Genomic DNA, 25357 nt, shown 5'->3' with positions numbered 1-25357 from the left:
AAATGACACAACACCTTTCGTTGTTCAAGGTTTATACCTTTAGATAATTAGCTTTGCGTGTTTTCAAGCTCAGCTTTTATATACAAACGAACTTGCTCTTCAAGCACTGATAACGGCACTGAACCATGACGCAATACTTGATGATGAAACTCACGAATATCAAAACGAGACCCAAGCGCTTGCTCGGCCTCTGTGCGTAAACGCTTAATAGTCAGCTCGCCAATTTTGTACGACAAAGCTTGCCCCGGCCACGAAATATAGCGGTCGGTTTCGGTTTTAACATTGTGTAATGAAAGCGCCGTGTTTTCGCTCATAAAGTTCATAGCGCGCTCTCGGCTCCAGCCGTACATGTGCATACCTGTATCAACCACTAAACGAGCTGCACGCCACATTTCATAGGTTAAACGGCCAAATCGGCTGTATGGGTCTTGGTAAAAGCCTGCTTCTATACCTAAGTATTCAGAATAAAGCCCCCACCCTTCACCAAAAGCCGAAAGGTAGGCATCACGTCGGTAGCTTGGTAAGTTTTCAAGCTCTGCATTAAGCGATATTTGTAAATGATGCCCTGGTACGGCTTCGTGTAAGGTCAGCGCCTCTAATACATACAACGGGCGCTTATCTAGCGCATATGTATTAACCCAGTAATAACCTGCTTGATCGCTTCGGCTCGAGCCAACATAGCGACCGGTTGTATATTTAGGGGCTATATTTGCAGGTACAGGTGCAACGCCATAGGGCATACGTGGCAGTGTATGAAATAACTTAGGCAGCTGCGCGTCCATTTTTTTAGCTATATAAGCAGCTTCTTTTAATAGCTGCTCTGGAGTGGTGGCGTAAAATTGCGGATCGGTACGTAAAAAGTGGATAAAATCGGCAAACGTGCCTTCAAAACCTACTTCTTTAATTATTTCCTGCATTTCACTGCGGATACGCGCCACTTCAGATAACCCCAGCTGATGTATTTCATCAATGCTCATATTTGTGGTGGTGTAATACTGTGCGCGGTTTTTATAAAACGCCTTGCCATTAGGGGTTTGCGAAATACCAATCGTAGTGCGTGCACCTGGCTGATATTGCGTAGTAAAAAATGTTAAATATGCTTTGTAAGAGGCAATAACATCGTTTTTTATGATGCGTTTAGCTTTTTGCTGTAACGCTTTAAAGTCGTTTTCGCTTAGCCCTGCTGTGTTCGTTTTAAACGGGGAGTAAAAGTCTGACTGCGTTACATCATCCACTATGTAAGCGCTTATTGAGTCTTCATACCCGGCTAATACCGCTTGTGGTTGAGTAAGCCCCGTTTCGAGCCCCTTTTTCATCCAATGTATGTTTTGCTCAAAAAAGCGCGGCACTTGTTCAAGGCGGGCTAAATACGTTTCTAACTGTTGCGGTTGCTTGTACTGCGAACTATTAATCATATAAGACAAGCTAGAATGGAACCCATACTCAGAAGTTAGCGGCATGTAGTGCGCATTAAATACATATTCATCAACACTGTTTTGTACTTGCGCACGAATAATACTGAGGTTAATACTGTTTTCACTTGAAAGCTGGTCGCTATCAATTGCATCTAAACGACTTAATAATGCTGTTTTTTCCTCATATTGCTGCTTTAAAAATTCAGCCGATAAATTAGGTAATAAATAGCCATCAACCCCTTCAGGCTGAGTGTAGGGATTAACACGTTTGCGGTAATCAACAATACTTTGCGCCACTTGTTCAAATTGTGTGTTTGCGTTGGGGCTTGTTAATGTACATGCGCTTAGCGTGCCAAAAAGTGATAGTACAAGCAGTGTGCGGCAAATTCGCGGGGGTAAGGAATAATTCATTTTAGTTTTACTTAACCATACAATAGATTTCACAAAACTATCGTAGGCTGAGTAAATAGCAAGACAAATGCGATTAATCTCAATAACACACGCTTAATTGGAGCGGGTAAAATAAGCTGAACCCGCCTAAATTAAGCTAAATACGTGCTCTTTGATGATAAAATCAGCTATTAGGCAGCAAAAGTAAAAAATTAAGTTCACTAATACTGGTTTTTACTTTTAAATAGCCTGCTTAACGATTATTGTAGTAAAAAAATAATAAAGCTTGGATGCATTGCCGCCTCATTGAAGAGTTATTTTAATGTGTAATTTAATGCGTACTTAGTTGGTAGTTAAAATGATGTTCCATGATTCCATGGCTGTAGCTCAAGAAAAAATGACGAATGTATGCCTGTTTTTAGAACGTCATACGCTGCCTCCCTCTCCGTTAAATTACCACGTTGCCTATACCTATATTAGTAAAGTAAATCCTCAGCTAAATAACGCCATAGACGAGGCCATTACTAATAAAGCCCAAATTGATAGTATTTTGATTGAGCAGCTCTACTTTGAGTTTTTAAACGAAGGGCATACCACGCAAGTGGCAATGATTAATAACGTAAATGGGGTTATTGATTCACTATCGCGCAATGCGCAATCAACCGAAAAACAAATTGTTAGCTTTGCCGGCCAAGTAAGTGAGTGCATGCACACGCTTGATGAGAATAATATAGAGCAAAGCCGCCAAGCACTCGATACGTTAAACACGCAATCAGCCACGTTACTTGAGCAACATAAGCACTTTAAACACGAGCTATATAAAGCTAAAAAGTTACACGAAAAAACCCAAAAACAGCTGGCGCAATTACGTAAGCAGCACATTATTGACTCACAAACGGGGCTGTATAAACGTCATTATTTAACACAGCAAACCCAACTATGGAGCAACCAAGACAAATCAATTTGCGCAATTGCTATTCAAATAGATAATTTAGATCATTTTGTAGATAATTACGGCGATATAATTGGCGAAGTTATTTTGAACAAAGTAGCTAAACAAGTAAAAAAATATGTCTTTCAAAGTGGTCTACCTGGGCGCACAGCAAAGGACCAATTTACCGTATTACTGCCAGATATAGACCCCGAAACCGCCAATGTTATTGCTGAAAAAGTGCGTAATGGCGTAGAAAAACTTCGTTTTGTTAGCTCAAAAAGCGGCACCAAGCTGCCTGGCATTAACTTATCTTTAGGCATAGCGCAGCAGCTTAAAAATGATGACTTTAACCAGTTAGCTAAAAAAGCCTCGCAAGCGGCATTTAAAGCACGCTCACTGGGGCAAAGTAGCTTTACAGCTGGCCACTAGGTTTTACGCTAAATTACCTGATAAATCATATTCAAATTGCACCTGCAGTATACAATCAAGTACACTAGTCCTTATTGCCACGATAGAGACTAACCATGAACGAAACAGAGCAAAAGACCACGCATTTTGGCTATAAAACCGTAGCCGAAAACGATAAAGCCTCAATGGTTGCAGACGTATTTCACTCGGTTGCAGCAAAGTACGATGTAATGAACGATTTAATGTCTTTTGGTGTACATCGATTATGGAAACGTCAAACTATAGCCAGCTCAGGTGTGCGCAAAGGCCACCACGTCCTTGATTTAGCAGGCGGCACTGGTGACCTAACAGCAAAATTTAGCCAACTAGTCGGTGACACCGGCCAAGTAGTTTTAGGCGACATTAACTCATCAATGTTAAAAGTAGGCCGCGAAAAGCTGCACAACTTGGGTTTAGTTGGCAATATCGACTACGTGCAAATGAATGCCGAAATGCTGCCATTTCCAGATAACAGCTTTGATGTGATCACGATTGCCTTTGGCCTTCGTAATGTAACCGATAAAGACAAAGCCCTGCGCTCTATGTACCGTATATTAAAGCCAGGTGGACGTTTATTAGTATTAGAGTTTTCCAAACCTGAGCATGAAATTTTAAGTAAAGCGTACGATTTTTACTCGTTCAATCTATTACCAACTATGGGTAAAGTAGTGGCGAACGATAGCGAGTCATACCAATACTTAGCTGAGTCGATTCGTATGCACCCAGACCAAGAAACCTTAAAAGCAATGATGGAAGAAGCAGGCTTTGAACAAACAACGTATCAAAACCTAACCGGTGGTATTGTTGCACTGCACCGTGGTTTTAAATATTAAGGCAGGCAGTTATGGCGTTTGAGCAAAAAAGCGAGCATGTAATCGCAGCAAAACCCGATTCGCAGTTTTTTATGTTACCTAATTTTGTACTTTCGCTTATAGAGCGAGTGCTTAATAAGGTACTGCAACTCGACGCCACCTTAATAGATAAGCTCAGTGCCGTTAAACACAAACCATTAAAGGTCGAAATCCGCAATTGGCAGCAGCAAATAGTATTAACCTTTGATGGTAAACTATTACACCTTTACAGTGCCAGCGATGAAGATAGCGCAGAGTGTATGATCAGCGCAGATATAGATACACTCATGGCGCTTAAAGACCCAGCCATGCTTACACAGCTCATTCGTCAAGATAAGCTAGACCTGCAAGGCGACTTAAACGTCGCTCAGGCTTACAGCGCCGCATTTTCTGGACTAGATATAGATTGGCCTGAGCAATTATCGCACTATATTGGCGATGCGCCCGCACAACAACTTTACATACAGCTAAACGCTTTACGCAGTAAAGAGCGTAAAGCACGTCAGCAAATTAGCAGCACATTAACCAGCCTATGCCAAGATGAGCTCGCTGTAACTATTCACCCTTTAGAGCTTGAGCAATTTAAACAACAAAACCGAGCATTAAAAGGGCAAGTGGCCGCTATAGAACAACGCATAAATGCATTAATCAACTCTTCTAACACCAACAGCCGCTAAGGATTTTTTGTGTCGACTGCTCGATTGTATTACATCACTAAAACATTACTTAGCTACGGATTAGATGAGTTAATACCAAAACAAAAAATACCTTGGTACGCTAAAATTGCGCGTGGTAGCTTGTTTTGGTTACGTAACCAGCACAAAAATAAGCCAGCGGGCTTACGCCTGCGCTTAGCCTTGCAAGAGCTTGGCCCTGTGTGGATTAAGTTTGGCCAAATGCTTTCTACCCGCCGAGACTTACTTCCTCACGACATTGCGTTAGAGCTTGCTTTTTTGCAAGACCAAGTCGAGCCCTTTGAAGGCGAACTTGCCCAAAAAATAATTGAAAAAGCCCTCGAAATTAGCGATATAAACCTGTTGTTTAGTGAGTTTTCGCAAACCCCATTGGCCTCAGCGTCTATTGCACAAGTGCATACTGCTAAGCTAGTTGATGCCCATAACAATACCCAAGATGTTGTTATAAAAGTGATTAGGCCAAACATAAAAACACAAATTAATGCCGACTTAGCACTTATGGAAAAGCTCGCTAAAGTACTTGCCAATGTACACAGCGAAGCAAAAAGGTTACGCCCTGTCGAAGTGGTCAAAGAGTATAAAAAAACCTTGTTAGATGAGCTCGATTTAATGCGCGAAGGCGCAAATGGCATCCAACTTAAGCGTAACTTTGAAGGCTCTGATTCGTTATATATCCCGGCTGTTTATAGCGATTATAGCCGCAGTAACGTTTTGGTTATGGAGCGTATTTACGGAATCCCGGTCTCAGATACTGAGTCGTTAATTGCGCAAAATACCAATATGAAATTACTCGCTGAACGCGGTGTAGAAGTGTTTTTTACCCAAGTATTTAGAGACAGTTTTTTTCATGCTGATATGCACCCTGGCAATATATTTGTCTCTCGCGAGCACCCTGAAAACCCCATGTATATTGGTATCGACTGTGGCATTGTTGGCACATTAAACAAAGAAGATAAACGCTATCTCGCAGAAAACTTTATCGCCTTTTTTAATCGTGACTACCGCCAAGTTGCTCAGCTACATGTTGACTCGGGCTGGGTTCCGCCCGATACCAGCATAGAAGAGTTTGAATTTGCAATTCGTACCGTGTGCGAACCTATATTTAATAAGCCACTGGCTGAGATATCGTTTGGCCATGTACTCGTTAATTTATTTAACACCGCACGCCGCTTTAACATGCAAGTACAGCCGCAGTTAGTATTATTACAAAAAACGTTATTATACGTTGAGGGCTTAGGGCGTCAGCTTTATCCTCAGCTTGATTTGTGGAAAACCGCTAAGCCATTTTTAGAAGATTGGGTAAAACAACAAGTTGGACCGTTATCAGTAATGAAACAAATGTATGCTAACTTGCCATTTTGGGCTGAAAAAATGCCAGAACTACCTGATTTAATTTATCAAAATTTAAAACGTAGTCCGCAAATACAGCATTCTCAGCCAAGTAAAGTGTCACACAAAGCGCTAGTACTTAGCCTATTTGGCAGTGCTACACTGATTGTATCGGCACTGTGTTATCTGCAGCACGACCTCATAGCGGCAGGCGTAACATTAGCAGCGTCTGCAATTAGCTTTATTGTGGCGTGGCGTAACACATAAACTAAGTGCTATTTATGCCACAGGGCGTATAATTAGTACTTAAAATAAACATTTAAGCATTTATCAGTTGGAGATAACCATGGGTTTAGGTGGCATTAGTATTTGGCAATTATTGATTGTTTTAGCGATTATCGTACTTCTTTTTGGTACTAAAAAACTACGCGGCATGGGTGGTGATTTAGGCGGTGCAGTAAAAGGGTTTAAAAAAGCCATGTCTGATGATCAAACTAAAGAGACTGAAAGCGAAAAAGCTGAGCAAATCCAAGAGTCTCAAAAAGCAGCGCCAACACAGACACAAAGCACTGAAAAAACCAAAGACGATACTAAGGTTTAAGCAATATGGGAATGTGGGAGCTCGTTGTTGTTTTTATTGTTGGCCTAGTGGTACTTGGCCCTGAGCGGTTACCGGTTGCCATTCGCACCGTAATGCGCTGGGTAAAAACCGTTAAGTCGATGGCCAACTCAGTTAAAGCAGAAGTGAGTGAAGAGCTACGCATACACGAGCTTCACGAGAACCTAAAAAAAGCAGAGCAACAAGAGCTTAAAGATTTAAGCCCTGAGCTACAACAATCGGTTGATGAACTGCAAAAAGCAGCGCAGTCGGTTACTCATAGCTATAAAAACACTTCAAGCACGTCATCTAACGAACAACTCGATGAAAAAAAGTGAAATTAATTCCCCTATTTGTGGTCAACTTATTACGTGGTATAAAAAATAATGTCTGAACAAGCTAAATCAGGGTTCGTCGCTCACTTAATTGAGCTGCGCGATCGGCTTATTAAATCACTTTTTAGTATTTTAGTGATATTTATTGGCCTAGTGTATTTTGCCAATGATATATATGAGTTTGTAGCCGCCCCTTTAGTCGCGCATTTACCAAGCACTGCCACTATGATAGCTACCGATGTTACGGCACCGTTTTTTGCACCGTTTAAACTAACGCTATTTGTTGCCTTGTTTGGCGCTATTCCGTGGATATTGCATCAAATTTGGGGATTTATAGCACCTGGCTTATACCAACACGAAAAACGCATGCTAATGCCAATTTTGGCCTCAAGTATTTTGCTATTTTATGGCGGTATCGCTTTTTGCTACTTTATAGTGCTTCCTATTATATTAGGCTTTTTTACTAGTGTAGGGCCGCAAATGATGACCCTAGCACCGGATATTAGTAGCTATTTAGGATTTGTACTTAAGCTATTTTTTGCATTTGGTGTGGCGTTTGAAATACCCGTAGCCATAATGTTGCTATGTTGGAGTGGCGCTACAACCACGCAGAGTTTAAAGCAAAAACGCCCTTATATTGTGGTTGGTGTATTTGTTGTGGCGATGTTTTTAACACCGCCCGATGTGTTATCACAAACACTATTAGCACTTCCTATGCTGCTTTTATTTGAGCTAGGGTTAATTTTAGCGAAATTTTATAGCGCTAAAGAACAACAGGAATCTGAGGAATAAAATGAAAAAACAACTACTCTCACTACTGGTTTTACTAAGCGCACCGACGTTTGCAGCGCAAGAAATTAACGTGCAAGCTTTGCAAGCATGTAGCTTTATTGAAAACGACTTTAACCGTTTACTATGTTATGACAACACAGTGGCAGGTAAACCGCTTACTAAACCTAGTGAGAAAAAAACCCTTACCCCACCAAAAGCCGTAACCAATGTATCGCCAAACGTAAGTGCACCTGTTGCAGCTGTTTCTAAAGCAGCGCCTGCTGCTAAAGCAGATGATTTTGGCCTTGAGCATAAAGAGATCACTAAAGATAAAGACGAAAATATCACAGCGTCAGTATCATCAGTTAGAAAAGCTCCTTATGGCGAGCTCATTATTACCCTTGATAACGATCAGCAATGGCGTCAAATTGGCTCTGACAGCCTTAAATTAAAAGAGTCAGACACAGTGGTTATTAGCCGCGGTGTATTTAATTCTTTTTTACTTCGTAAAGATGGTCAAAACCGCTCAATCCGTGTGAAGCGCACTCAGTAATGACCTACACGTTAGTTGATGCCGGCGTTAATTTAACCAATCACCAGTTTGTAGGTGAGCATCAGGCCATTATTGCCCGCGCAAATGCCGCGGGCGTGCAAGCTATGTTACTAATTGGCTGCGATGTGCCTAGTAGCGAACAATCGCTTACATTAGCAAAACAATATAATCAGTTTTCTACTGCTGGCGTGCATCCACATGACGCTAAAGACGCCACCGATGAACTTGAAACCACTTTAACGCAGCTTGCTAGTAACGATTGCGTTGTGGCCATTGGTGAGTGTGGGCTTGATTATAATCGCGATTTTTCTCCTCGCGATATTCAGCGCAGCGTATTAAAACGCCAGTTAGCGTTAGCTGAAAAACTAAACCTACCTGTTTATTTACACGAACGTGACGCAAGCGAAGATATGCTAAATATTTTGGCTAACTATAACGTACGTGGCGTGCTGCATTGCTTTACAGGCAATGCCCAAGCACTTAAAGATTATTTAGAATTAGGCCTTTATATTGGCATTACTGGGTGGGTGTGTGACGAGCGCCGCGGTAAAGCATTGCAACAATTGGTGCCAAGTATCCCGCTTGAGCGGTTATTAATAGAAACCGATGCGCCTTTTTTAATTCCACGCACAATAACCCCTAAACCAAAATCACGTAAAAATGAGCCCGCCTACCTTAGCTATGTGTGTGAAACACTCGCTAAGCTTTATAACGTTGAACCAAGTACTATTGCCACCCATAGTACGGCTAACTTTTATAGCTTATTTGATATAGCAGGTCGCTAATGACAAGCCCAAAGGCGCTATTTAGCCTATTTATGCTCCTTTGTTCATTTTGCAGTGTTGCAAACCCCGTAATTTCTGAAAATTTTAAAGCAATAAAAATAGACACCCTGAGCTATTCGTTTACGCCCACCACAGCAAACAATGCCTACCATGAGGTTAACGACTGGCAAACAGTAAGTGATAAGCCATTAAATTTAGGGTTTGAACAACGCCCTGTATGGGTCAAGTTTACAGTTAAAAATACCTTAAATAACAATATAAGCCCTATTTTATCGCTTGATAACCCGCTGTTAAATGAAGCGCAAATTTTTCATTTTTATAATTCAGCACTGCTCTCACACATGCAAACTGGCGATAACTTTAAGCTCTCATCACGGCTAATAAAAAGTGAATCTTTATTAGCAACCTTGAGGCTGCCGGCAAATAGTATTAGCACCGTAATAATGAAGGTTAACAACAGTGCTGGGCTACGCATCCCGCTGACTTTATGGCAACCAGATGCCTACCTAGCGCATAAAGGTAAACTTAATTTAATTTATGGCTTACTCATTGGTTTTTTATTTTCATTGGCCATAAGTTGCTTGGTTTTGTATGGGTTTTCGCGCAAGTTGTATTTTGCTTATGCAGGCATTATTTCGCTGACCTTAGGTGTGCTACTGGCTTATTTATGCGGTTTTGGCGCTCGTTATTTTCATCCAAATTCGCCTTCATTACAGCAAGTAATGATACCTGTTTTACTAATGCTCACTACGCTTGCTTTTGTGCCGCTACAAAAACAACTGTGCCAACCTAAAGCCTCTAAACTACTAAAATGGCAAACCATTGTTGCTAATATTTACGCAATTAGCCTGCTGTTTATGTGGGCTTTACCTAGCACAGTGTTTACCCCATTTAGCTTACTGGCGAGCCCGATTGTTATTATTTATTGCTTGGTAAGCGCCTACATCTGCCAGCAAAACGCGCCTTCAAAACCAATTCAAGCACTGCTAATTGCACTCATGCTATTTTTACTTGTTATGGTGTACCTTATTATTTCTGTATTTGGCTTATATCCTTTAGGTAGAAGTAGCTTAGCTTTTGTTTTTATATGCTTTTTTGGTAGTACATTTTGCCTATGTTATGGCGTTATGAAGCGCTTTATTTTAGAGCGTGATGAACAAGTTATTGCTCAACAAACCTTGATTGCTGAAAATGCAGCCCAAGATACACTATTAAATGAGCGACTCGCGCTGCAAGCCCAAACACAAAAAGAATTAGAGTCGTTAGTTGATGAGCGCACCTTTGAGCTACAAGTCACTTTGCGCGAACTAGAGGATAAAAACCGCGAGCTTGAGCTACTTAATATGGAAGACGCGCTGAGTGGCGTTAAAAATCGTCGCTTTTTTGATAAAAAACTAGTGATGGAACTGCGTCGCTCTCGGCGTGAACAAACGCCTTTGAGTATGATTATGCTCGATATAGACCGATTTAAGCGCGTAAATGATAACTACGGGCACTTAACCGGCGACCAAGTAATACGCGCTGTAGCCGACATTATAAAACAGCATTTAAAACGCCCGTTGGATGAAGTGGCTCGCTACGGCGGCGAAGAGTTTGTTGTTTTGCTACCTAACACCCCAAAAGAGGGGGCTGTTGATATTGCTGAAAAAATTCGCCAAGCCGTAGAGAGTAATACCGTAAACGTAGCCGGAACATCCGTAAAAGTAACCATTAGTGCTGGCGTAAACAGCGCTGTAGTAAACGATATTAGTAACCCTGAGCTATTTACAGACGACGCAGATAAAGCGCTCTATTTCGCTAAACAACACGGTCGAAATCAAGTAATTAGTTTTCCAATTCCACAGTAGGAGCTTAGTAACATGGCCCAATCAGGACTCGACCTTTTCCCATATACCCGCATGCGTAGAATGCGCCGCAGTGATTTTTCTCGCCGTCTTATGGCCGAAAACCAACTATCGGTGAACGATTTAATTTTTCCGGTATTTGTGCTTGAAGGTAAAAACCGCCGCGAAGCAATTGAATCAATGCCAGGAATTGAGCGTTTATCAATTGATTTATTGCTTGAAGAAGCTAAAGAGCTTGTAGATTTAGGTGTACCTGCCGTCGCTATTTTTCCGGTAACCCCTGCTGACAAAAAGTCTTTGATGGCCGAAGAAGCCTACAGTGAAGATGGCTTAGCACAACGCACAGTTCGTGCTTTAAAAGAAGCTTTTCCTGAGCTTGGGGTTATTACCGATGTAGCCCTTGACCCATTTACTACTCATGGCCAAGACGGCATTATTGATGATGAAGGTTATGTAATTAATGACATAACCACTGAAATTCTTGTTAAGCAGGCGCTTTCGCACGCCGAGGCAGGTGCCGATGTGGTTGCACCCTCTGACATGATGGATGGCCGTATTGGTGCTATTCGCGAAGCACTTGAAGCAGATGGACATATTCACACACGCATAATGGCTTACTCAGCTAAATATGCCTCTAGCTATTATGGGCCGTTTAGAGACGCTGTTGGCTCTGCAGGTAACTTGAAAGGGGCTGACAAAAAAACGTATCAAATGGATCCTGCCAACTCTGATGAGGCAATTCGTGAAGTGGCACTTGATTTACAAGAAGGCGCCGACATGGTGATGGTGAAACCCGGTATGCCGTACCTTGATATTGTTCGTCGTGTTAAAGATGAATTTGGTGTACCTACTTTCGCATATCAGGTCAGTGGCGAATATGCAATGCACAAAGCGGCAATCGATAACGGCTGGTTGAGTGAAGAGGCCACAATTATGGAATCTTTACTGGTATTTAAACGCGCCGGAGCGGATGGTATTTTAACGTATTTTGCCAAGCAGGCCGCGCAATGGCTGCAAAATAAGTAAACATGTTATCAAAGGCGGTACGCCGCCTTAATTTTTTACAATCATTAACATATTTGTATTCTTTTTGTCATTTAGATTGCCTAAACTGGTGTCCCATTTTGGGATTTAAATACACGGGAATAATAAAAAATGTTAAAAACGAAAATAACGCCACTGGCGCTTGTATTAGCAAGCCTCAGTGCACCAGCCTCCGCCGATCTAATCATTTCTGAATACATCGAAGGCAGCAGCAACAATAAAGCGATTGAGCTTTATAACAATGCTGATACAGAGCTTTCTCTTGAAGGTTATACTTTAGGACTTTATTCAAATGGTAGTAGTTCGGTAGGTAACTCAATTGATTTATCAGGCACATTGGCTGCCAATACCACCTATATAATTTCAAACCCTAGTGCTGACGCTGCCATTCTTGATATTGCAGATGAAACCAGCACAGTAACTTACTACAACGGTGACGATGCCCTTGTTTTAACTAAAGATGGTGTGGTGGTTGATAGCTTTGGCCAAGTGGGTGTTGATCCTGGCTCTTTTTGGTCTGATGATACCGTACAAACTCAAAATAAAACCTTACGAAGAAAAAATAGCATCACAACGGGTCGAACTGACTCAACTGCAACTTTTAATCCTAGCGATGAATGGGAACAGTTTGATATTGACACCTTTGACGGCTTAGGCTCGCATGCTGGCGATGGTGGTACGGCTCCTGCGCCAGACCCTGAGCCAGAACCATTAGAACCGCTTGTATGTGGCGCAGATAAAACGCTAATTAGCGCTGTGCAAGGTGCTGGTGAAGCAAGCCCGTTAGTAGATACCCTTGTTGAAATTGAAGGTATTGTCACTGCCGATTTTCAAGGTGAAGATGGCTTAGATGGTTTCTTTGTGACCTCGCTTGCTGCAGATGTAGATAACGACCCAATGACCTCTGAAGGTCTATTTGTATACTTTACTGATACCGATGTAAATGTAGGTGACCACGTGCGCGTACAGGGTACGGTTGATGAATACTATGATTCAACACAACTTGCAGATGTAACACAAATTGCAGTATGTGGTACTGACGAAGTGGCCTCTGCAACCTCAATAAGCTTACCTTTAGAGAGCCAAGCTGACCTAGAAGCTTATGAAGGTATGCTAGTAAGCCTAGACCAAACACTTGTAGTTACTAACAACTACGGCTTAGGTCGCTATGGTGAAGTAGAGCTAGCCACTGAGCGTTTATACCAAGGTACTCAAGTTGCATTGCCAGGTGATGCTGCAAATGCTGTTGAAGCGGCTAACTTGACTAAAAAAATCTTATTAGATGATGGCTCTACAGCTCAAAACTCAGATCCAACGGCTTACCCAGCGCCAGGCCTATCGGCAGAAAATACTCTACGTACCGGCGATACAGTAAATGCGGTAACAGGGGTAGTTACATACAGCTTTAGTACGTATCGCATTCACCCAACAGTTACACCACAGTTTATAGCGACTAATGCGCGTGAAGATGCGCCTGAGCAAAGTGAAGAAGCCGATTTACGAATCGCCAGCTTTAACGTACTTAACTACTTTAACGGTGATGGCCAAGGCGGTGGTTTCCCTACTAGCCGTGGTGCAGACTCAGAAGAAGAGTTTGTACGTCAAGAAGCAAAACTTGTAAGCGCTATTAGTGCAATGCAAGCTGATGTTGTTGGCTTAATGGAAATTGAAAATGATGGCTTTGGTGAGTTCAGTGCTATAGCAAGTTTAGTAAATGCATTAAACGATGCTGACAGCGCTAACAACTACGCGTTTGTAGATTTTAACGTAGCCCAAATTGGTACCGACGAAATCACCACAGCCCTTATTTACCGCGCAGATAAAGTAGAAGAAGTAGGCACAGCCGCTATTACTACTGATTACCCGTTTGATTACAGCAACCGTGCACCAATTGCACAAAGCTTTAAGTCACTTTCAACAGATGAAGTATTTACTGTTTCTGTAGCCCACCTTAAATCTAAAGGTAGCTGTGGTGATGATAACAACGACGACCTAGGTGATGGCCAAGGCTGTTGGAATGAAATTCGTACCGAAGCTGCTGATGCGTTTACTGATTGGTTAGACAACAAACCTACTGGCGTAGATGACGAAGATATCATTCTTGTTGGTGATATGAACGCTTATGCAATGGAAGATCCAATCCGTAAGTTTGATGAAAAAGGCTATAAAAACGTAGTCGCAGAGCTTGATGGCGATACACTAAGCTACTCTTATAGCTTCTCTGGCCGTGCAGGTAGCCTTGACCATGCATTAGCAACCGAGTCTTTACTAAGCAAAGTTGTTGCAGCAAATGATTGGCATATCAATGCTGATGAGCCTATCGTGCTTGATTACAACCTAGAGTATAAAAGCGAAGGTCATCAATCTACGCTATACGCAGAAGGGCCATACCGTGCATCTGATCACGACCCAGTTATTGTTGATATAAAATCTGAAGTAGTACTTACCCCTGAAGAGCAAACACCGGTAATTGCACCTGATCAAATATTCACAGTAGATGAAAACAGCGCTGTAGGCACTGTGATTGGTACACTTGATTTTAGTGACCCTAACGCTGATGTATCACCTGTGGTTAAATTTATCGTATCAGGTAACGATTCTGTATCAATTAACGAGCAAGGTCAGTTAATTGTTGCAAGCGAAGTAGATTACGAGTTTGAAAATCGTATTACCCTTACAGTACAAGCAGAGGATAGTGTAGGTAACGTATCTGAAGCACAAACGGTTGTAGTAAGAGTAAACAACCTACGTGGTGATGACGATAACGACTCAGGCTCATTGCTTTGGTTATCTCTTTTATTAGCGCCACTTTCATTAGTGCGCAGATTTAAGAAAAAATAACGAGTGATTTGTTTTAAAGCCGCATTTTTGCGGCTTTTTTTATGCTTATAAAAATGTAATTCAGACAAGCTTCAGTAAACAACCCTTAATATCTTCCATACCGTTTATTAACTATTAATAGAATTAGCCGCGCAACAAATACATTAAATGAGTATTTTTTACACATAAGCCGTAGTTAAAACCCTTTTTAATAAATTTAACTGTTGAAATGTAAACACTTTATTTACGGATTAAAAGTTGCACTATAAATTCGCCACCCTTGTGTAGTAGTTAAGTAACAAACCCTAAGCGTAAAAATAAGTCGTGTTTTTATAAAGGAATGGAAATGAAACAATTAACCCAAACACCTCCTACTTGGCAGAAAAAAGCAACGCCATTATTGGGTCTACTTTTTATTTTTTCTGGCTGGGGCTATAGCACGCAGGCAATAGCAGCAAGTGTTGATGCAGCAATTCCGCAAGAAAGCCTATTTGAAGTAATAAGCGCCCGCGCTAAAAAACTAGCCGAACAAGAATATGCACCTCCAAAAAATATAGAGCTAGAAGCATTAAATAATATTGATTACCAAGATTACCGCTCAATTCGATTTAAGCAGGATAAATCAGTGTGGAAAGATGAAGGCCTGTATGAGCTACAACTCTTTCACCCTGGTTTTTTATATAAAACACCGGTAACAATTAATACCGTAGAAGGCGATTCAAAACGTAACCGCCTACCTTTCAGTACTGATTTTTATCAATACGATGGCACAGCCGCCCCTTTAAAAGACGAAATAGCAAAAAGCGTAGCCGGCACGCAACTAGGCCATGCAGGCTTTCGCTTACATTACCCAATTAACACAAACGAATACAAAGATGAGGTAATGGTGTTTCAAGGGGCCTCTTATTTTAGAGTTGTTGGTCCTAATCAAGTATATGGTTTATCAGCACGCGGATTAGCAATCGATACCGCCGAAACATCGGGTGAAGAGTTCCCTATGTTTAAAGAGTTTTGGCTTGTTAAGCCCCAGGCTGAGCAAACTAACATCACTATTTTTGCATTGCTTGATAGCCCTTCGGTATCAGGCGCTTACAAATTTGATATTGACCCAACAACCAGCATGTTAGTTGATGTTGATATGCAAATTTTTGCCCGTAAAGATATTAAAAAGCTAGGCGTAGCCCCTTTAACAAGTATGTTTTACCACGGTGAAAACAGCACTAAGTTTTTTGATGACTACCGCCCAGAAGTGCATGATTCAGACGGCTTGTTAACACAGTCAGCTGATAACAAATGGGTATGGCGCCCGCTTAACAACCCAACACAGTTAAGCGTTACCTCGTTTTCGTACACCAACCCTAAGGGGTTTGGTTTAGCACAGCGTGACCGTGACTTTAACAATTACCTAGATACTGAAGCGCACTACCACGACCGTCCAAGCCTGTGGATAGAGCCAAAAGGTGAATGGGGAAATGGCCGAGTTGAGCTAGTAGAAATACCAACAGATACAGAAACGAACGACAATATAGTGAGTTACTGGGTGCCTGAAAAGCCAATGAAAGCTGGTGATTCATTAAAGCTAAGCTACAAAATGAGCACCTTTAACGCCCATTTAACTCAACACCAAAAGGCGCGTGTAACACGCACGCGTATTGGTAGCGCAGCGCTGCCAGGTGAAGATAATCCACCACCACAAAGTCATCGCCAGTTTACCGTTGACTTTGCAGGCCCCGATTTAAACAACCTGTCTGAAAAGCTAACACTTGAAGCCGACATTCAGCTTACAACAGGTGAAGTAAGGGATGTAACAGTGCAAAAACTTCCTAAATCTCTTGGTTGGCGAGTAGCGTTTAAAATTGCACCACAGGACGATCAACCCGTAGATATGCGTTTATCGTTAAAACTTCGTGATAAAGAAATTAGTGAGGTATGGAGCTATGTTTGGTACCCAAATGACATCAAGTAATAAAGGAAAGGGCACACCAATGCCATTCAAAACACTGCGCGTATGGTTATTTGCTATTGCTGCACTCACTGTTTCAGGGTACGGCATCTCCATTATGTTTGAAATTTTAAGCTCAAACGGAATGACCTTGCTTGAATACGCGCTATTGGTTTTATTTTCAATAACCTTTGCATGGATTGTTACGGCATTTTGTAGCGGCACGATAGGATTTGTACTGCAATTATTTCGTATTGACCCGCTCACCCTAAGACGCATTAAGCCTATTGAGTTTGACAATGCCGCGCTTGCACAGCAAAAAACTGCTGTAGTAATGCCTATTTATAACGAAGACACGCACCGTGTTATTGCCGGCTTTGAAGTGAGCTTACAATCGCTAAAAGAGACTGGCCAACTTGCCAATTTTGACTTTTATTTACTTAGCGACACGCAAGACCCTGAAATAGCACAAAACGAGCTAAGCGCATGGCATGCTTTATGTGAGCGTTTAGGCGATACTGCAAAACAGGTTTTCTATCGTCGCCGCGAAGATAATAAACACCGTAAAGTAGGTAACTTAACCGACTTTTGCGAGCGCTGGGGCAGCCAATACGATCACATGATTGTACTTGATGCCGACAGCGTAATGACGGGTAAATGTATGCTAGAGCTGACCACAAGCATGATCAACAACCCGCAAGCTGGCTTAATTCAAACTATTCCTATTCCAGTTCGTCAAGACACCTACTTTGGTCGTTTTTTACAATTTGCCTCTGTGCTTTACAGCCCAATGCTGGCAACGGGTTCTGCTTTTTGGCAAACCGACAAAGCTAATTATTGGGGCCACAATGCCATTATTCGTGTTGAAGCATTTATTAACTATTGTGGTTTACCTACGCTTGAAGGCAATGCCCCCTTTGGTGGCGAAATTTTAAGTCATGACTTTGTAGAAGCTTCACTACTGCACAGTGCAGGCTGGGATGTTTTATTACTTAGCGATATTGAAGGTAGCTACGAAGAAGTACCAAGTAACATTTTAGATTATGCCATACGCGACAGACGTTGGGTGCAAGGTAACATTCAGCATCTTGGCTTATTAGGCTCGTCTAAATTAAAGTTAATGAGTAAGTTTCACTTTTTATTAGGCGCAACCGCTTATATTTCATCGCTTATTTGGTTATCTATGCTGGCACTAAGCACCATAGATGCGGTAACGCGTGCATTAAATAGCGATGTGTACTTTAATCGGGTTTATCAGTTATTCCCAACGTGGCAAATAGCTAAAACAGACCTTATTGATTCACTACTTTATTTAACCATTATTATATTATTGGTGCCTAAATTAATGGGTGTAATTGTCACGTTAGTGCACAGAAATAAGCGCTTTGGCGGCTCGTTTAAATTAATATTAGGCTCAATAATAGAGACTGTATTTGCCATTATTGTGGCACCACTTATGATGGTGTTTCATGCTTACTTTGTAGTGTGTGTATTTTTGGGTAAAAAAGTTAAGTGGGATGCACAACCGCGCGAAGGCCGCATGGTACCGTGGAAAGAAGCGTTTAATTACACGCTATTTTCTACCTTGGTTGCCATAGTATGGGGTGCTACAGCCTATTACTTTACGCCAGTGTTCTTTTGGTGGTTATCGCCTATATTACTTGGTCTATTACTTGGAGCGCCAATAATACGCTACACCAGTAGCATTAAGTTAGGTGTGCAGCTGCGTAAAATGGGAATATTTATTTGCCCTAGCGAAGTTGATAACGACCCTATGCTAAACAACCTTAAAGTGCATTTAAAAGAGATTTCGGTACCAGAGCCTGGGCAATACCCTAAAACGGTGCCAGCCCTGCCACAAGAGCATTTAGTGGTTATGCCAATACAAAGCTTTAATAAGCCTCGCTTGCCAAAGATGAAAGCGCTAAGAGCTAAAGCAATTAAGAAGTTTAATTAGCGCAATGGGCACGCACTAAATATAAAAAGGAGCATGATTGCTCCTTTTTTTATACCTAAAATAAGCCGCTATACAACTTCCCTTTCATAACTGCGCCTCACTAACCCAAGTATAGATTACTGTATTAAGTGAGCGCTCTTACGCACTCTGTGCGAAGCTAAGCAGCCATTGCTCCTACGGTCACTTCAGCTTTAAATACCATATATTGCGCACCGCTTTAAGCAGCCTTTTATTTAGGCTTCTAATGTTGGTATTACTGTTTTTGAGAGACGCTAACTCAAAGAGTAATTAAATCGTAGGCAATAAAAAACCCGCAACATGTGCGGGTTTTTTTAAAGAGTTACAGAGCTAATTACTTAGCTGCTTTTTTCTCTTTTTCTGCAGCGATTACAGTGTCAGCTACGTTTTGTGGACATGCTGCGTAGTGTGAGAACTCCATAGAGAACTGACCACGACCTGATGTCATTGTACGTAGTGAACCGATGTAACCAAACATTTCTGATAACGGAACGTCTGCTTTAATGCGAACGCCAGTTAAACCAGCTTCTTGGTCGCTTAGCATACCACGACGACGGTTAAGGTCACCGATTACGTCACCAACGTGATCTTCTGGAGTGAACACGTCAACTTTCATGATTGGCTCAAGAAGTTGTGCGCCCGCTTTAGGGATCGATTGACGGAAAGCGCCTTTAGCAGCGATTTCGAATGCGATTGCAGATGAATCCACGGCGTGGAAGCCACCGTCGAAAAGTTCTACTTCAACGTCAAGTACTGGGAAGCCAGCTAGAACACCTTCGTTCATCATTGACTTGAAGCCTTTCTCAACTGCAGGCCAGAATTCTTTCGGTACGTTACCACCAACAACTGATGAAGTGAACGTGAAGCCTGAATTCGCTTCGCCTGGCTTGATGCGGTAATCAATTTTACCGAACTGACCAGAACCACCAGATTGTTTCTTATGCGTGTAGCTATCTTCGATTTCACGAGTGATAGTTTCACGGTAAGCAACCTGTGGTTGACCAACAATAAGGTCTACGCCGTAAGTACGCTTAAGGATATCTACTTTGATATCTAAGTGAAGCTCACCCATACCTTTAAGGATAGTTTCGCCTGAATCTTCATCAGTCTCAACTTGGAAAGACGGATCTTCTGCAACCATTTTACCGATAGCAATACCCATTTTCTCATTACCGCCTTTATCTTTAGGCTGTACAGCAATCGAGATTACTGGAGTTGGGAATACCATTGGCTCTAGAGTTACTTTGTCTTTCGGATCACATAGAGTGTGACCAGTTTGAACGTTTTTCATACCTACGATTGCAATGATGTCACCAGCTTGTGCGCTAGTTAACTCTTTACGTTCGTCAGCTTGCATCTCAACCATACGGCCAACACGCTCTGTTTTACCAGTAAACGAGTTAAGGATAGTGTCACCCTTGTTAAGTTTACCTGAGTAAATACGTACGAATGTTAATGCACCAAAACGGTCATCCATGATCTTAAATGCTAATGCTTTGAAAGACTCATCAGCAGATACGATTGCATGCTCGCCAGTTTCGTTACCTTCTTCATCCATAAGAGGTTGAGGGTCAACTTCTGTAGGAGATGGTAAGTAATCAACAACAGCGTCAAGTACTAGTTGAACACCTTTGTTTTTGAATGCAGAACCACAGAATGTAGGGAAGAAAGCAAGGTCACGAGTACCTTTACGGATACAACGCTTGATATCTTCTAAAGAAGGTACTTCACCTTCCATGTACGCTTCCATTAGGTCATCGTCTTGCTCTACAGCAGTTTCGATAAGCATTTCATGGTATTCGTCTACTTTGTCAACCATGTCTGCAGGAACGTCTGTGATTTCGTAGTTTTCAGGAAGACCAGTGTCATCCCAAACGTATGCTTTTTTAGTAAGAACGTCTACAACACCAACGAAGTCATCTTCAATACCGATTGGTAAAGTCATAACTAGTGGTACAGCACCAAGTACTTTACGTACTTGCTCAGTTACACGGTAAAAATCAGCACCCATACGGTCTAATTTGTTTACGAAGATAATACGTGCAACTTCTGATTCGTTAGCGTAACGCCAGTTAGTTTCTGATTGTGGCTCAACACCACCAGAACCACAGAATACACCAACACCGCCGTCTAATACTTTAAGTGAACGGTAAACTTCAACTGTGAAGTCAACGTGTCCAGGAGTATCGATAACGTTGAAACGGTGATCTTTCCAGAAACAGCTTACTGCCGCAGACTGGATAGTAATACCGCGCTCAGCTTCTTGATCCATGAAGTCAGTAGTAGATTCACCATCATGAACCTCACCTGTTTTATGGATAGTACCTGTAAGCTTCAGGATACGCTCAGTAGTAGTGGTTTTACCCGCATCAACGTGCGCGAAAATACCAATGTTTCTGTACTTCGATAAATCTGCCATTATTTTACTCTTAATAAAGTCGATAAATTATTCGGCGGGAGTATAGCATTACTTAAAGCGAACATCACCATACAAGTCGCTTAAAATGCAATCAATTCAATAAAATTTTTCTAGATTTACATCAAGCACTGGTTAAATAGCACTGATTATTATGTAACCCATTAAAAAGATTATGTTTTATTCTTGTAATCTGAAGGACACTCAGTTACTTAATTATTTTGTAACCACCTTCATAGTGCGCAATACTAACGCCACTTTAATCTGCCGCTAGCGCGTTAGTTTTGATTAAAAACACTTAAAAATATAAATATTTCGCCTCAGTACAGCTATTTAATTACCTCTTTATTGAGCAAACAACTCCTTTTAAGAAATCAACTCGATTCGGATTTCCTATATTTGATGCTTCCGAATTATGTATGAAATTCTTAAATGACTAAAAAACAACACGAGTAATTACCATTGAAAAGAGAATAAAAAACGCACTTAATAAAATAAGAATTATTTGCATTTAGGTGTTGACAGTTTATTAGATCTAACTGATAATCAATATCAACAAGACGGGAATGCATACCCACTTGTGACGGAATGAACTAATTTGTTTCTCGACCCTGAAACAACGTGTGGCGCACGTAAACAGCTATGGTTACTTGTTATGAACCGCAACGCCCCTTGATGTTGATGATAAGTAACCGCCCTACTATTTTACTTGCTACATTGCTCATATCGGTGACGGTAGATATGAAACTAAAAAAGCCCTTACGGGCTTTTTTTATGTCTGTAATTTAGTAAGTAATATACTCACATAAACTCACATATTAACGGCGGTTTTTACGTGCACGTGCACGGCGCTGTTTTTTCTCTTCTTCTTTAGCGGCTTTTTTGGCCTCTGCAGCGGCGCGTAAGCCAGCTACCATAATCTCTTCTTCTTCACGCATGGCTGGGGTCTCCATGGTGATACGGCCGATAATCCCATCACGTAATTCGTTAATCAGTATTTCAGACATTTTATAGGTGTCTATTTGGTTACCGCCACGAATACAACCACGCTTTTTACCGGCCATTTCTACAAACTCCCAGTCACTTTCTGGCAGTTCATCTATTTTATAGCGTGCTTTTAAAAGCTCTGGGTAGGCTTTTAATAAATACTCTGCGGTATAACTTGCCACATCTTCGTATTCAAGCGCTGTATCACGTATTGCACCAGTGGCACCTAAACGATAACCCGAGTTCTCGTTTTCTACTTTAGGCCACAGCATACCTGGTGTGTCGTAAAGCATAATGCCGTCTTCAAGCTTAATACGTTGCTGCGCTTTTGTTACCGCAGGCTCGTTACCCGTTTTTGCAACTATGCGCCCAGCTAATACGTTAATTAACGTCGATTTACCCACATTTGGAATACCCATGATCATAGCTTTAATTTGCTTATCGGCGCCCACTTTGTGTGGCACCAATTTTTTACAAAGCTCATTAATGCGGTGCACCTCAGCGGCTTTATCATGGCCAAACGCAATCGCTTTTACGCCACTTTCTTGCTCAAAATAGTCTTTCCACGCTTGGGTCATTTTAGGGTCGGCTAAATCCGCCTTATTTAAAATTTTGATGACCGGCTTACCTTCACGAAGCGTGGTTACCATAGGGTTTTCACTACTGTAAGGAATGCGTGCATCAAGCACTTCAATGATCACATCCATTTGCGGCATTATTTCTTTAATCTCATTACGGGCTTTATTCATGTGCCCAGGGAACCACTGGATAGCCATTTTTAACTCCTAACATATAATTTGACGCTATTTTAACTGGCAATTCATTTAATTGCGCTATACTGGCGCAAATTTTTTTAGATTAGATATTATGGCTCTTAAATCTACCATTATTAAAGCGCAATTATCGTTAAGCGATATGGACCGCCACGTGTACCAAGATTTTAATTTAACGTTGGCACAGCATCCCTCTGAAACCGAGCAACGCTTGATGATTCGCTTATTAGCCTATGCGCTAAATAGTTGTGATGGCTTAGAATTTACCAAAGGCTTAAGTGCCGACGATGAACCTGAGCTTTGGCATGTAAACTACAGTGAAGAGATAGAGCTGTGGATAGAGCTGGGCCTGCCAGATGAAAAGCGTCTTAAAAAAGCCTGCAATAAAGCTAAAAAAGTGGTGCTTTATACCTATGGCGAAAACAACCAAGCTATTTGGTGGCAAAAACATCAACCTAAATTGTACGATTTTAAAAACTTAAGTATTTTTAGCCTTGATTACGCCGCTACTCAGGCACTTGCAGATTTAGCAGACCGCAATATAAAACTTACCATTACCGTTCAAGATGGTGATGTGTGGGTCAGTTCTGATACGGCTAATATCGAAATAAAACCACAACAGTTAATGTAAATTGTAGGTAAGGGCGTATGAAAATAAACCACGTTATTGTATTACACGGCCTTTATATGTCGGGCTTTGTTATGCGCCCGCTCTGCTCTCGTCTTGAACAGTCTGGAGTTAAAGTACTGAATCTCACTTACAATACGCTCGACCCTAACTTAAGCACCATATTTAAACAAATTGATGAGTTTATTGGTGATGAGCCCTCTGCATTAGTATGTCACTCTATGGGCGGATTAATTGCCCGCGCCTACTTAGAGGCCGGCACGCCAGCGAGTCACCATGTCACTAAAGTGATTACGCTTGGCACACCCCATCAAGGCAGCCACATAGCGCAAAAGATGAAGCAAAAAGGGTTTGAAACCTTTTTAAAAAACAGCGTCGAGTTTTTACTCACTAAAAATGGTAACTGGCCGTTTAAGGCCAAGCTTTACAGTATTGCTGGCGATTTGCCCATTGGGTTAATGCCGTTAATTGTCAAAGGCAGTCAGTCCGATGGCACCGTTTTACTAGACGAAACCAAGCTTAAAGGCATGGCTGAGCATAAAGTGTTTCATTTAAGCCATACCAGTATGATTTATTCTCGCCAGGTGCTTGAATACATTATTAAGTGCCTTAACGAAGCAGCCTAGTCTTCGCCCGCCTCTGCTATTTTATAACTGATTAAAAATATCACCCCCAAAATAAGTGGCATGGGTGCGGCAATGTAGCCAAACGTGTCGGCATTAGCAAAACTTGCGCCTGCTAAATGCGCCACCAGCCCCAATACAAATGCAATAACGGCTATACCTACCACTATTAACTCTGCTTTATTTTGTTTTACTGTTTTTGCATCCATAATCGCTCTCCAATAAATTTAAGATATTTATTTTGCTTGAGTGAATTATGCGCTACAGCCATAAGCATTTACTGATTTAGATCAATACATCAAATAGCCAATATTCAACCTTGTAGAAAACTTGTTTTAGATCATAATTTATCCATGTTTTGTCTTTATTTTATTGTTAAGGGGTAGAATTTTAATAAATTTAACCCATCTATATTGTATGAGTGATTTATTGCGCTGTACGTTATTAATAGTTAAAACCTATTGCATTGACTGGTTTAAACAATTTTACTAATTAATAGCGCTGAGCAATAATGATCATCAGTTCATAAATAAACGGTTCATCAAGGAGCAAGGTATGTCACAGGTAAATGCAATTGGTTTAAACAGCGCAAAAAGCGAAGACATTGTTAAGTCACTCAATACATTGTTGAGCAGCTACCAAATTCAATACATGAATGCGCGCGGTTTTCATTGGAATATTAAAGGCCGTAACTTTTTTGAATTACACATTAAATTTGAAGAAATTTACAATCTTCTGCTTGAAAAAGTAGATGAAATTGCTGAACGTATTTTAACGTTAGATGGCGCGCCACTTCATGCGTTTTCTGATTACTTAGAAGTAAGTGAAATTAAAGAAGCTAAAAACATTAGCGATGGTACCGCAGCTGTAGAAAACCTATTAGCTGGCTACAGCACACTAATTAAAATGCAACGTGAAGTACTTACTCAAGCAGGTGATGCAGATGATGAAGGTACAGCGTCATTAATGGGTGATTATATTTCAGAGCAAGAAAAACTAGTATGGATGTTAAAAGCGTACTTAGACTAAGCTAAAAAATAAGCCCTCAAAAGGGGAGGGCTACAAATAGGGAGAATCGTAAATTTCTTTGCGATTCGGATACTATATTAGCGCCCCCTATTGACTAAACAACGCCACTGTTACCAGTGGCGTTGTTTTTGGTTTAAGCGGAGCATAAATAATTTTAAAGCAAACTAGCCCAC

The 25357-nt window shown here is 41.3% G+C and carries 21 protein-coding genes; 17 read left to right on the top strand and 4 right to left on the bottom strand.

The features are described from left to right. Positions 1 to 47: 47 nt before the first annotated feature. A complete protein-coding gene (locus MTF64_RS18370; protein WP_248452265.1) occupies positions 48 to 1826 on the bottom strand; it encodes a DUF885 domain-containing protein in 1779 nt (592 codons plus the stop codon). A 355-nt stretch (positions 1827 to 2181) separates the two neighbouring features. Here MTF64_RS18370 and MTF64_RS18365 point away from each other — a divergent pair, with 355 nt between their 5' ends. The 14 genes from MTF64_RS18365 (at position 2182) to mdoH (ending at position 18710) form a co-directional block, all read left to right on the top strand. Then, on the top strand, positions 2182 to 3168 hold the full coding sequence (locus MTF64_RS18365; protein ID WP_055019619.1) for a GGDEF domain-containing protein: 987 nt from the start codon (positions 2182 to 2184) through the stop codon (positions 3166 to 3168). A gap of 95 nt (positions 3169 to 3263) precedes the next feature. Next, complete coding sequence (gene ubiE, locus MTF64_RS18360) at positions 3264 to 4019, top strand: bifunctional demethylmenaquinone methyltransferase/2-methoxy-6-polyprenyl-1,4-benzoquinol methylase UbiE (protein WP_004587478.1); 756 nt, start codon at positions 3264 to 3266, stop codon at positions 4017 to 4019. Positions 4020 to 4030: 11 nt separating this feature from the next. Beyond that, positions 4031 to 4714 carry an SCP2 sterol-binding domain-containing protein gene (locus tag MTF64_RS18355; protein ID WP_248452264.1) on the top strand — a complete coding sequence of 228 codons (684 nt, stop codon included), beginning with the start codon at positions 4031 to 4033 and terminating at the stop codon, positions 4712 to 4714. Positions 4715 to 4723: 9 nt separating this feature from the next. Further along, positions 4724 to 6328, top strand: a complete 1605-nt coding sequence (ubiB, locus tag MTF64_RS18350; RefSeq protein WP_248452263.1) for a ubiquinone biosynthesis regulatory protein kinase UbiB — start codon at positions 4724 to 4726, stop codon at positions 6326 to 6328. Positions 6329 to 6407: 79 nt separating this feature from the next. Beyond that, positions 6408 to 6662, top strand: a complete 255-nt coding sequence (tatA, locus tag MTF64_RS18345; protein ID WP_004587475.1) for a Sec-independent protein translocase subunit TatA — start codon at positions 6408 to 6410, stop codon at positions 6660 to 6662. 11 nt (positions 6663 to 6673) lie between these two features. Continuing rightward, the gene (gene tatB, locus MTF64_RS18340) at positions 6674 to 6997 is read left to right on the top strand and encodes a Sec-independent protein translocase protein TatB (RefSeq protein WP_232423994.1); all 324 of its coding nucleotides are present in this window, start codon (positions 6674 to 6676) and stop codon (positions 6995 to 6997) included. A 48-nt stretch (positions 6998 to 7045) separates the two neighbouring features. Next, entirely contained in the window at positions 7046 to 7786 is a 741-nt protein-coding gene (gene tatC, locus MTF64_RS18335; protein ID WP_004587473.1) for a twin-arginine translocase subunit TatC, read from the top strand. 1 nt (position 7787) lies between these two features. Next, positions 7788 to 8318: a hypothetical protein gene (locus MTF64_RS18330; protein ID WP_096042484.1), complete on the top strand. Its 531-nt coding sequence runs from the start codon at positions 7788 to 7790 to the stop codon at positions 8316 to 8318. After that, on the top strand, positions 8318 to 9103 hold the full coding sequence (locus MTF64_RS18325) for a TatD family hydrolase (RefSeq protein ID WP_248452262.1): 786 nt from the start codon (positions 8318 to 8320) through the stop codon (positions 9101 to 9103). The genes MTF64_RS18330 and MTF64_RS18325 overlap by 1 nt, the downstream gene beginning before the upstream one ends. Continuing rightward, positions 9103 to 10950 carry a diguanylate cyclase gene (locus MTF64_RS18320; protein WP_248452261.1) on the top strand — a complete coding sequence of 616 codons (1848 nt, stop codon included), beginning with the start codon at positions 9103 to 9105 and terminating at the stop codon, positions 10948 to 10950. The genes MTF64_RS18325 and MTF64_RS18320 overlap by 1 nt, the downstream gene beginning before the upstream one ends. A 12-nt stretch (positions 10951 to 10962) precedes the next feature. Continuing rightward, positions 10963 to 11973 carry a porphobilinogen synthase gene (hemB, locus tag MTF64_RS18315; protein ID WP_248452260.1) on the top strand — a complete coding sequence of 337 codons (1011 nt, stop codon included), beginning with the start codon at positions 10963 to 10965 and terminating at the stop codon, positions 11971 to 11973. A 129-nt stretch (positions 11974 to 12102) separates the two neighbouring features. Beyond that, the gene (locus tag MTF64_RS18310) at positions 12103 to 14832 is read left to right on the top strand and encodes an ExeM/NucH family extracellular endonuclease (protein ID WP_064385962.1); all 2730 of its coding nucleotides are present in this window, start codon (positions 12103 to 12105) and stop codon (positions 14830 to 14832) included. Between the two features lie 325 nt (positions 14833 to 15157). After that, on the top strand, positions 15158 to 16777 hold the full coding sequence (locus MTF64_RS18305) for a glucan biosynthesis protein G (RefSeq protein ID WP_054983610.1): 1620 nt from the start codon (positions 15158 to 15160) through the stop codon (positions 16775 to 16777). Beyond that, complete coding sequence (gene mdoH, locus MTF64_RS18300; RefSeq protein ID WP_054983609.1) at positions 16749 to 18710, top strand: glucans biosynthesis glucosyltransferase MdoH; 1962 nt, start codon at positions 16749 to 16751, stop codon at positions 18708 to 18710. Before MTF64_RS18305 ends, mdoH begins: the two co-directional genes overlap by 29 nt. Before the next feature lie 352 nt (positions 18711 to 19062). Here the strand turns inward: mdoH and fusA are convergent, their stop codons facing one another. Continuing rightward, on the bottom strand, positions 19063 to 21147 hold the full coding sequence (gene fusA, locus MTF64_RS18295) for an elongation factor G (protein ID WP_024033968.1): 2085 nt from the start codon (positions 21145 to 21147) through the stop codon (positions 19063 to 19065). Between the two features lie 815 nt (positions 21148 to 21962). Next, positions 21963 to 22907, bottom strand: coding sequence for a ribosome biogenesis GTPase YlqF (ylqF, locus tag MTF64_RS18290; protein ID WP_054983594.1), 945 nt, complete (start codon positions 22905 to 22907; stop codon positions 21963 to 21965). 91 nt (positions 22908 to 22998) lie between these two features. On the opposite strand from ylqF, the gene MTF64_RS18285 reads away from it, so the two are divergent. Both MTF64_RS18285 and MTF64_RS18280 read left to right on the top strand, forming a co-directional pair. Next, a complete protein-coding gene (locus MTF64_RS18285; RefSeq protein ID WP_024033976.1) occupies positions 22999 to 23535 on the top strand; it encodes a YaeQ family protein in 537 nt (178 codons plus the stop codon). Positions 23536 to 23552: 17 nt separating this feature from the next. After that, complete coding sequence (locus MTF64_RS18280; RefSeq protein WP_004585990.1) at positions 23553 to 24158, top strand: alpha/beta hydrolase; 606 nt, start codon at positions 23553 to 23555, stop codon at positions 24156 to 24158. Here the strand turns inward: MTF64_RS18280 and MTF64_RS18275 are convergent. After that, positions 24155 to 24364, bottom strand: coding sequence for a hypothetical protein (locus MTF64_RS18275; RefSeq protein WP_024033977.1), 210 nt, complete (start codon positions 24362 to 24364; stop codon positions 24155 to 24157). The two genes, MTF64_RS18280 and MTF64_RS18275, sit on opposite strands and share 4 nt — an antisense overlap. 346 nt (positions 24365 to 24710) lie before the next feature. Here MTF64_RS18275 and MTF64_RS18270 point away from each other — a divergent pair, with 346 nt between their 5' ends. After that, on the top strand, positions 24711 to 25184 hold the full coding sequence (locus MTF64_RS18270) for a Dps family protein (protein WP_004585992.1): 474 nt from the start codon (positions 24711 to 24713) through the stop codon (positions 25182 to 25184). Positions 25185 to 25357 lie beyond the last annotated feature (173 nt).

This window comes from Pseudoalteromonas sp. 2CM41L (assembly GCF_023161905.1).
In the GTDB taxonomy this organism is placed as follows: Bacteria; Pseudomonadota; Gammaproteobacteria; order Enterobacterales; family Alteromonadaceae; genus Pseudoalteromonas; species Pseudoalteromonas atlantica.
Note: the sequence above shows the minus strand (reverse complement) of the source record. Positions and strands in the feature narration are given on the sequence as shown.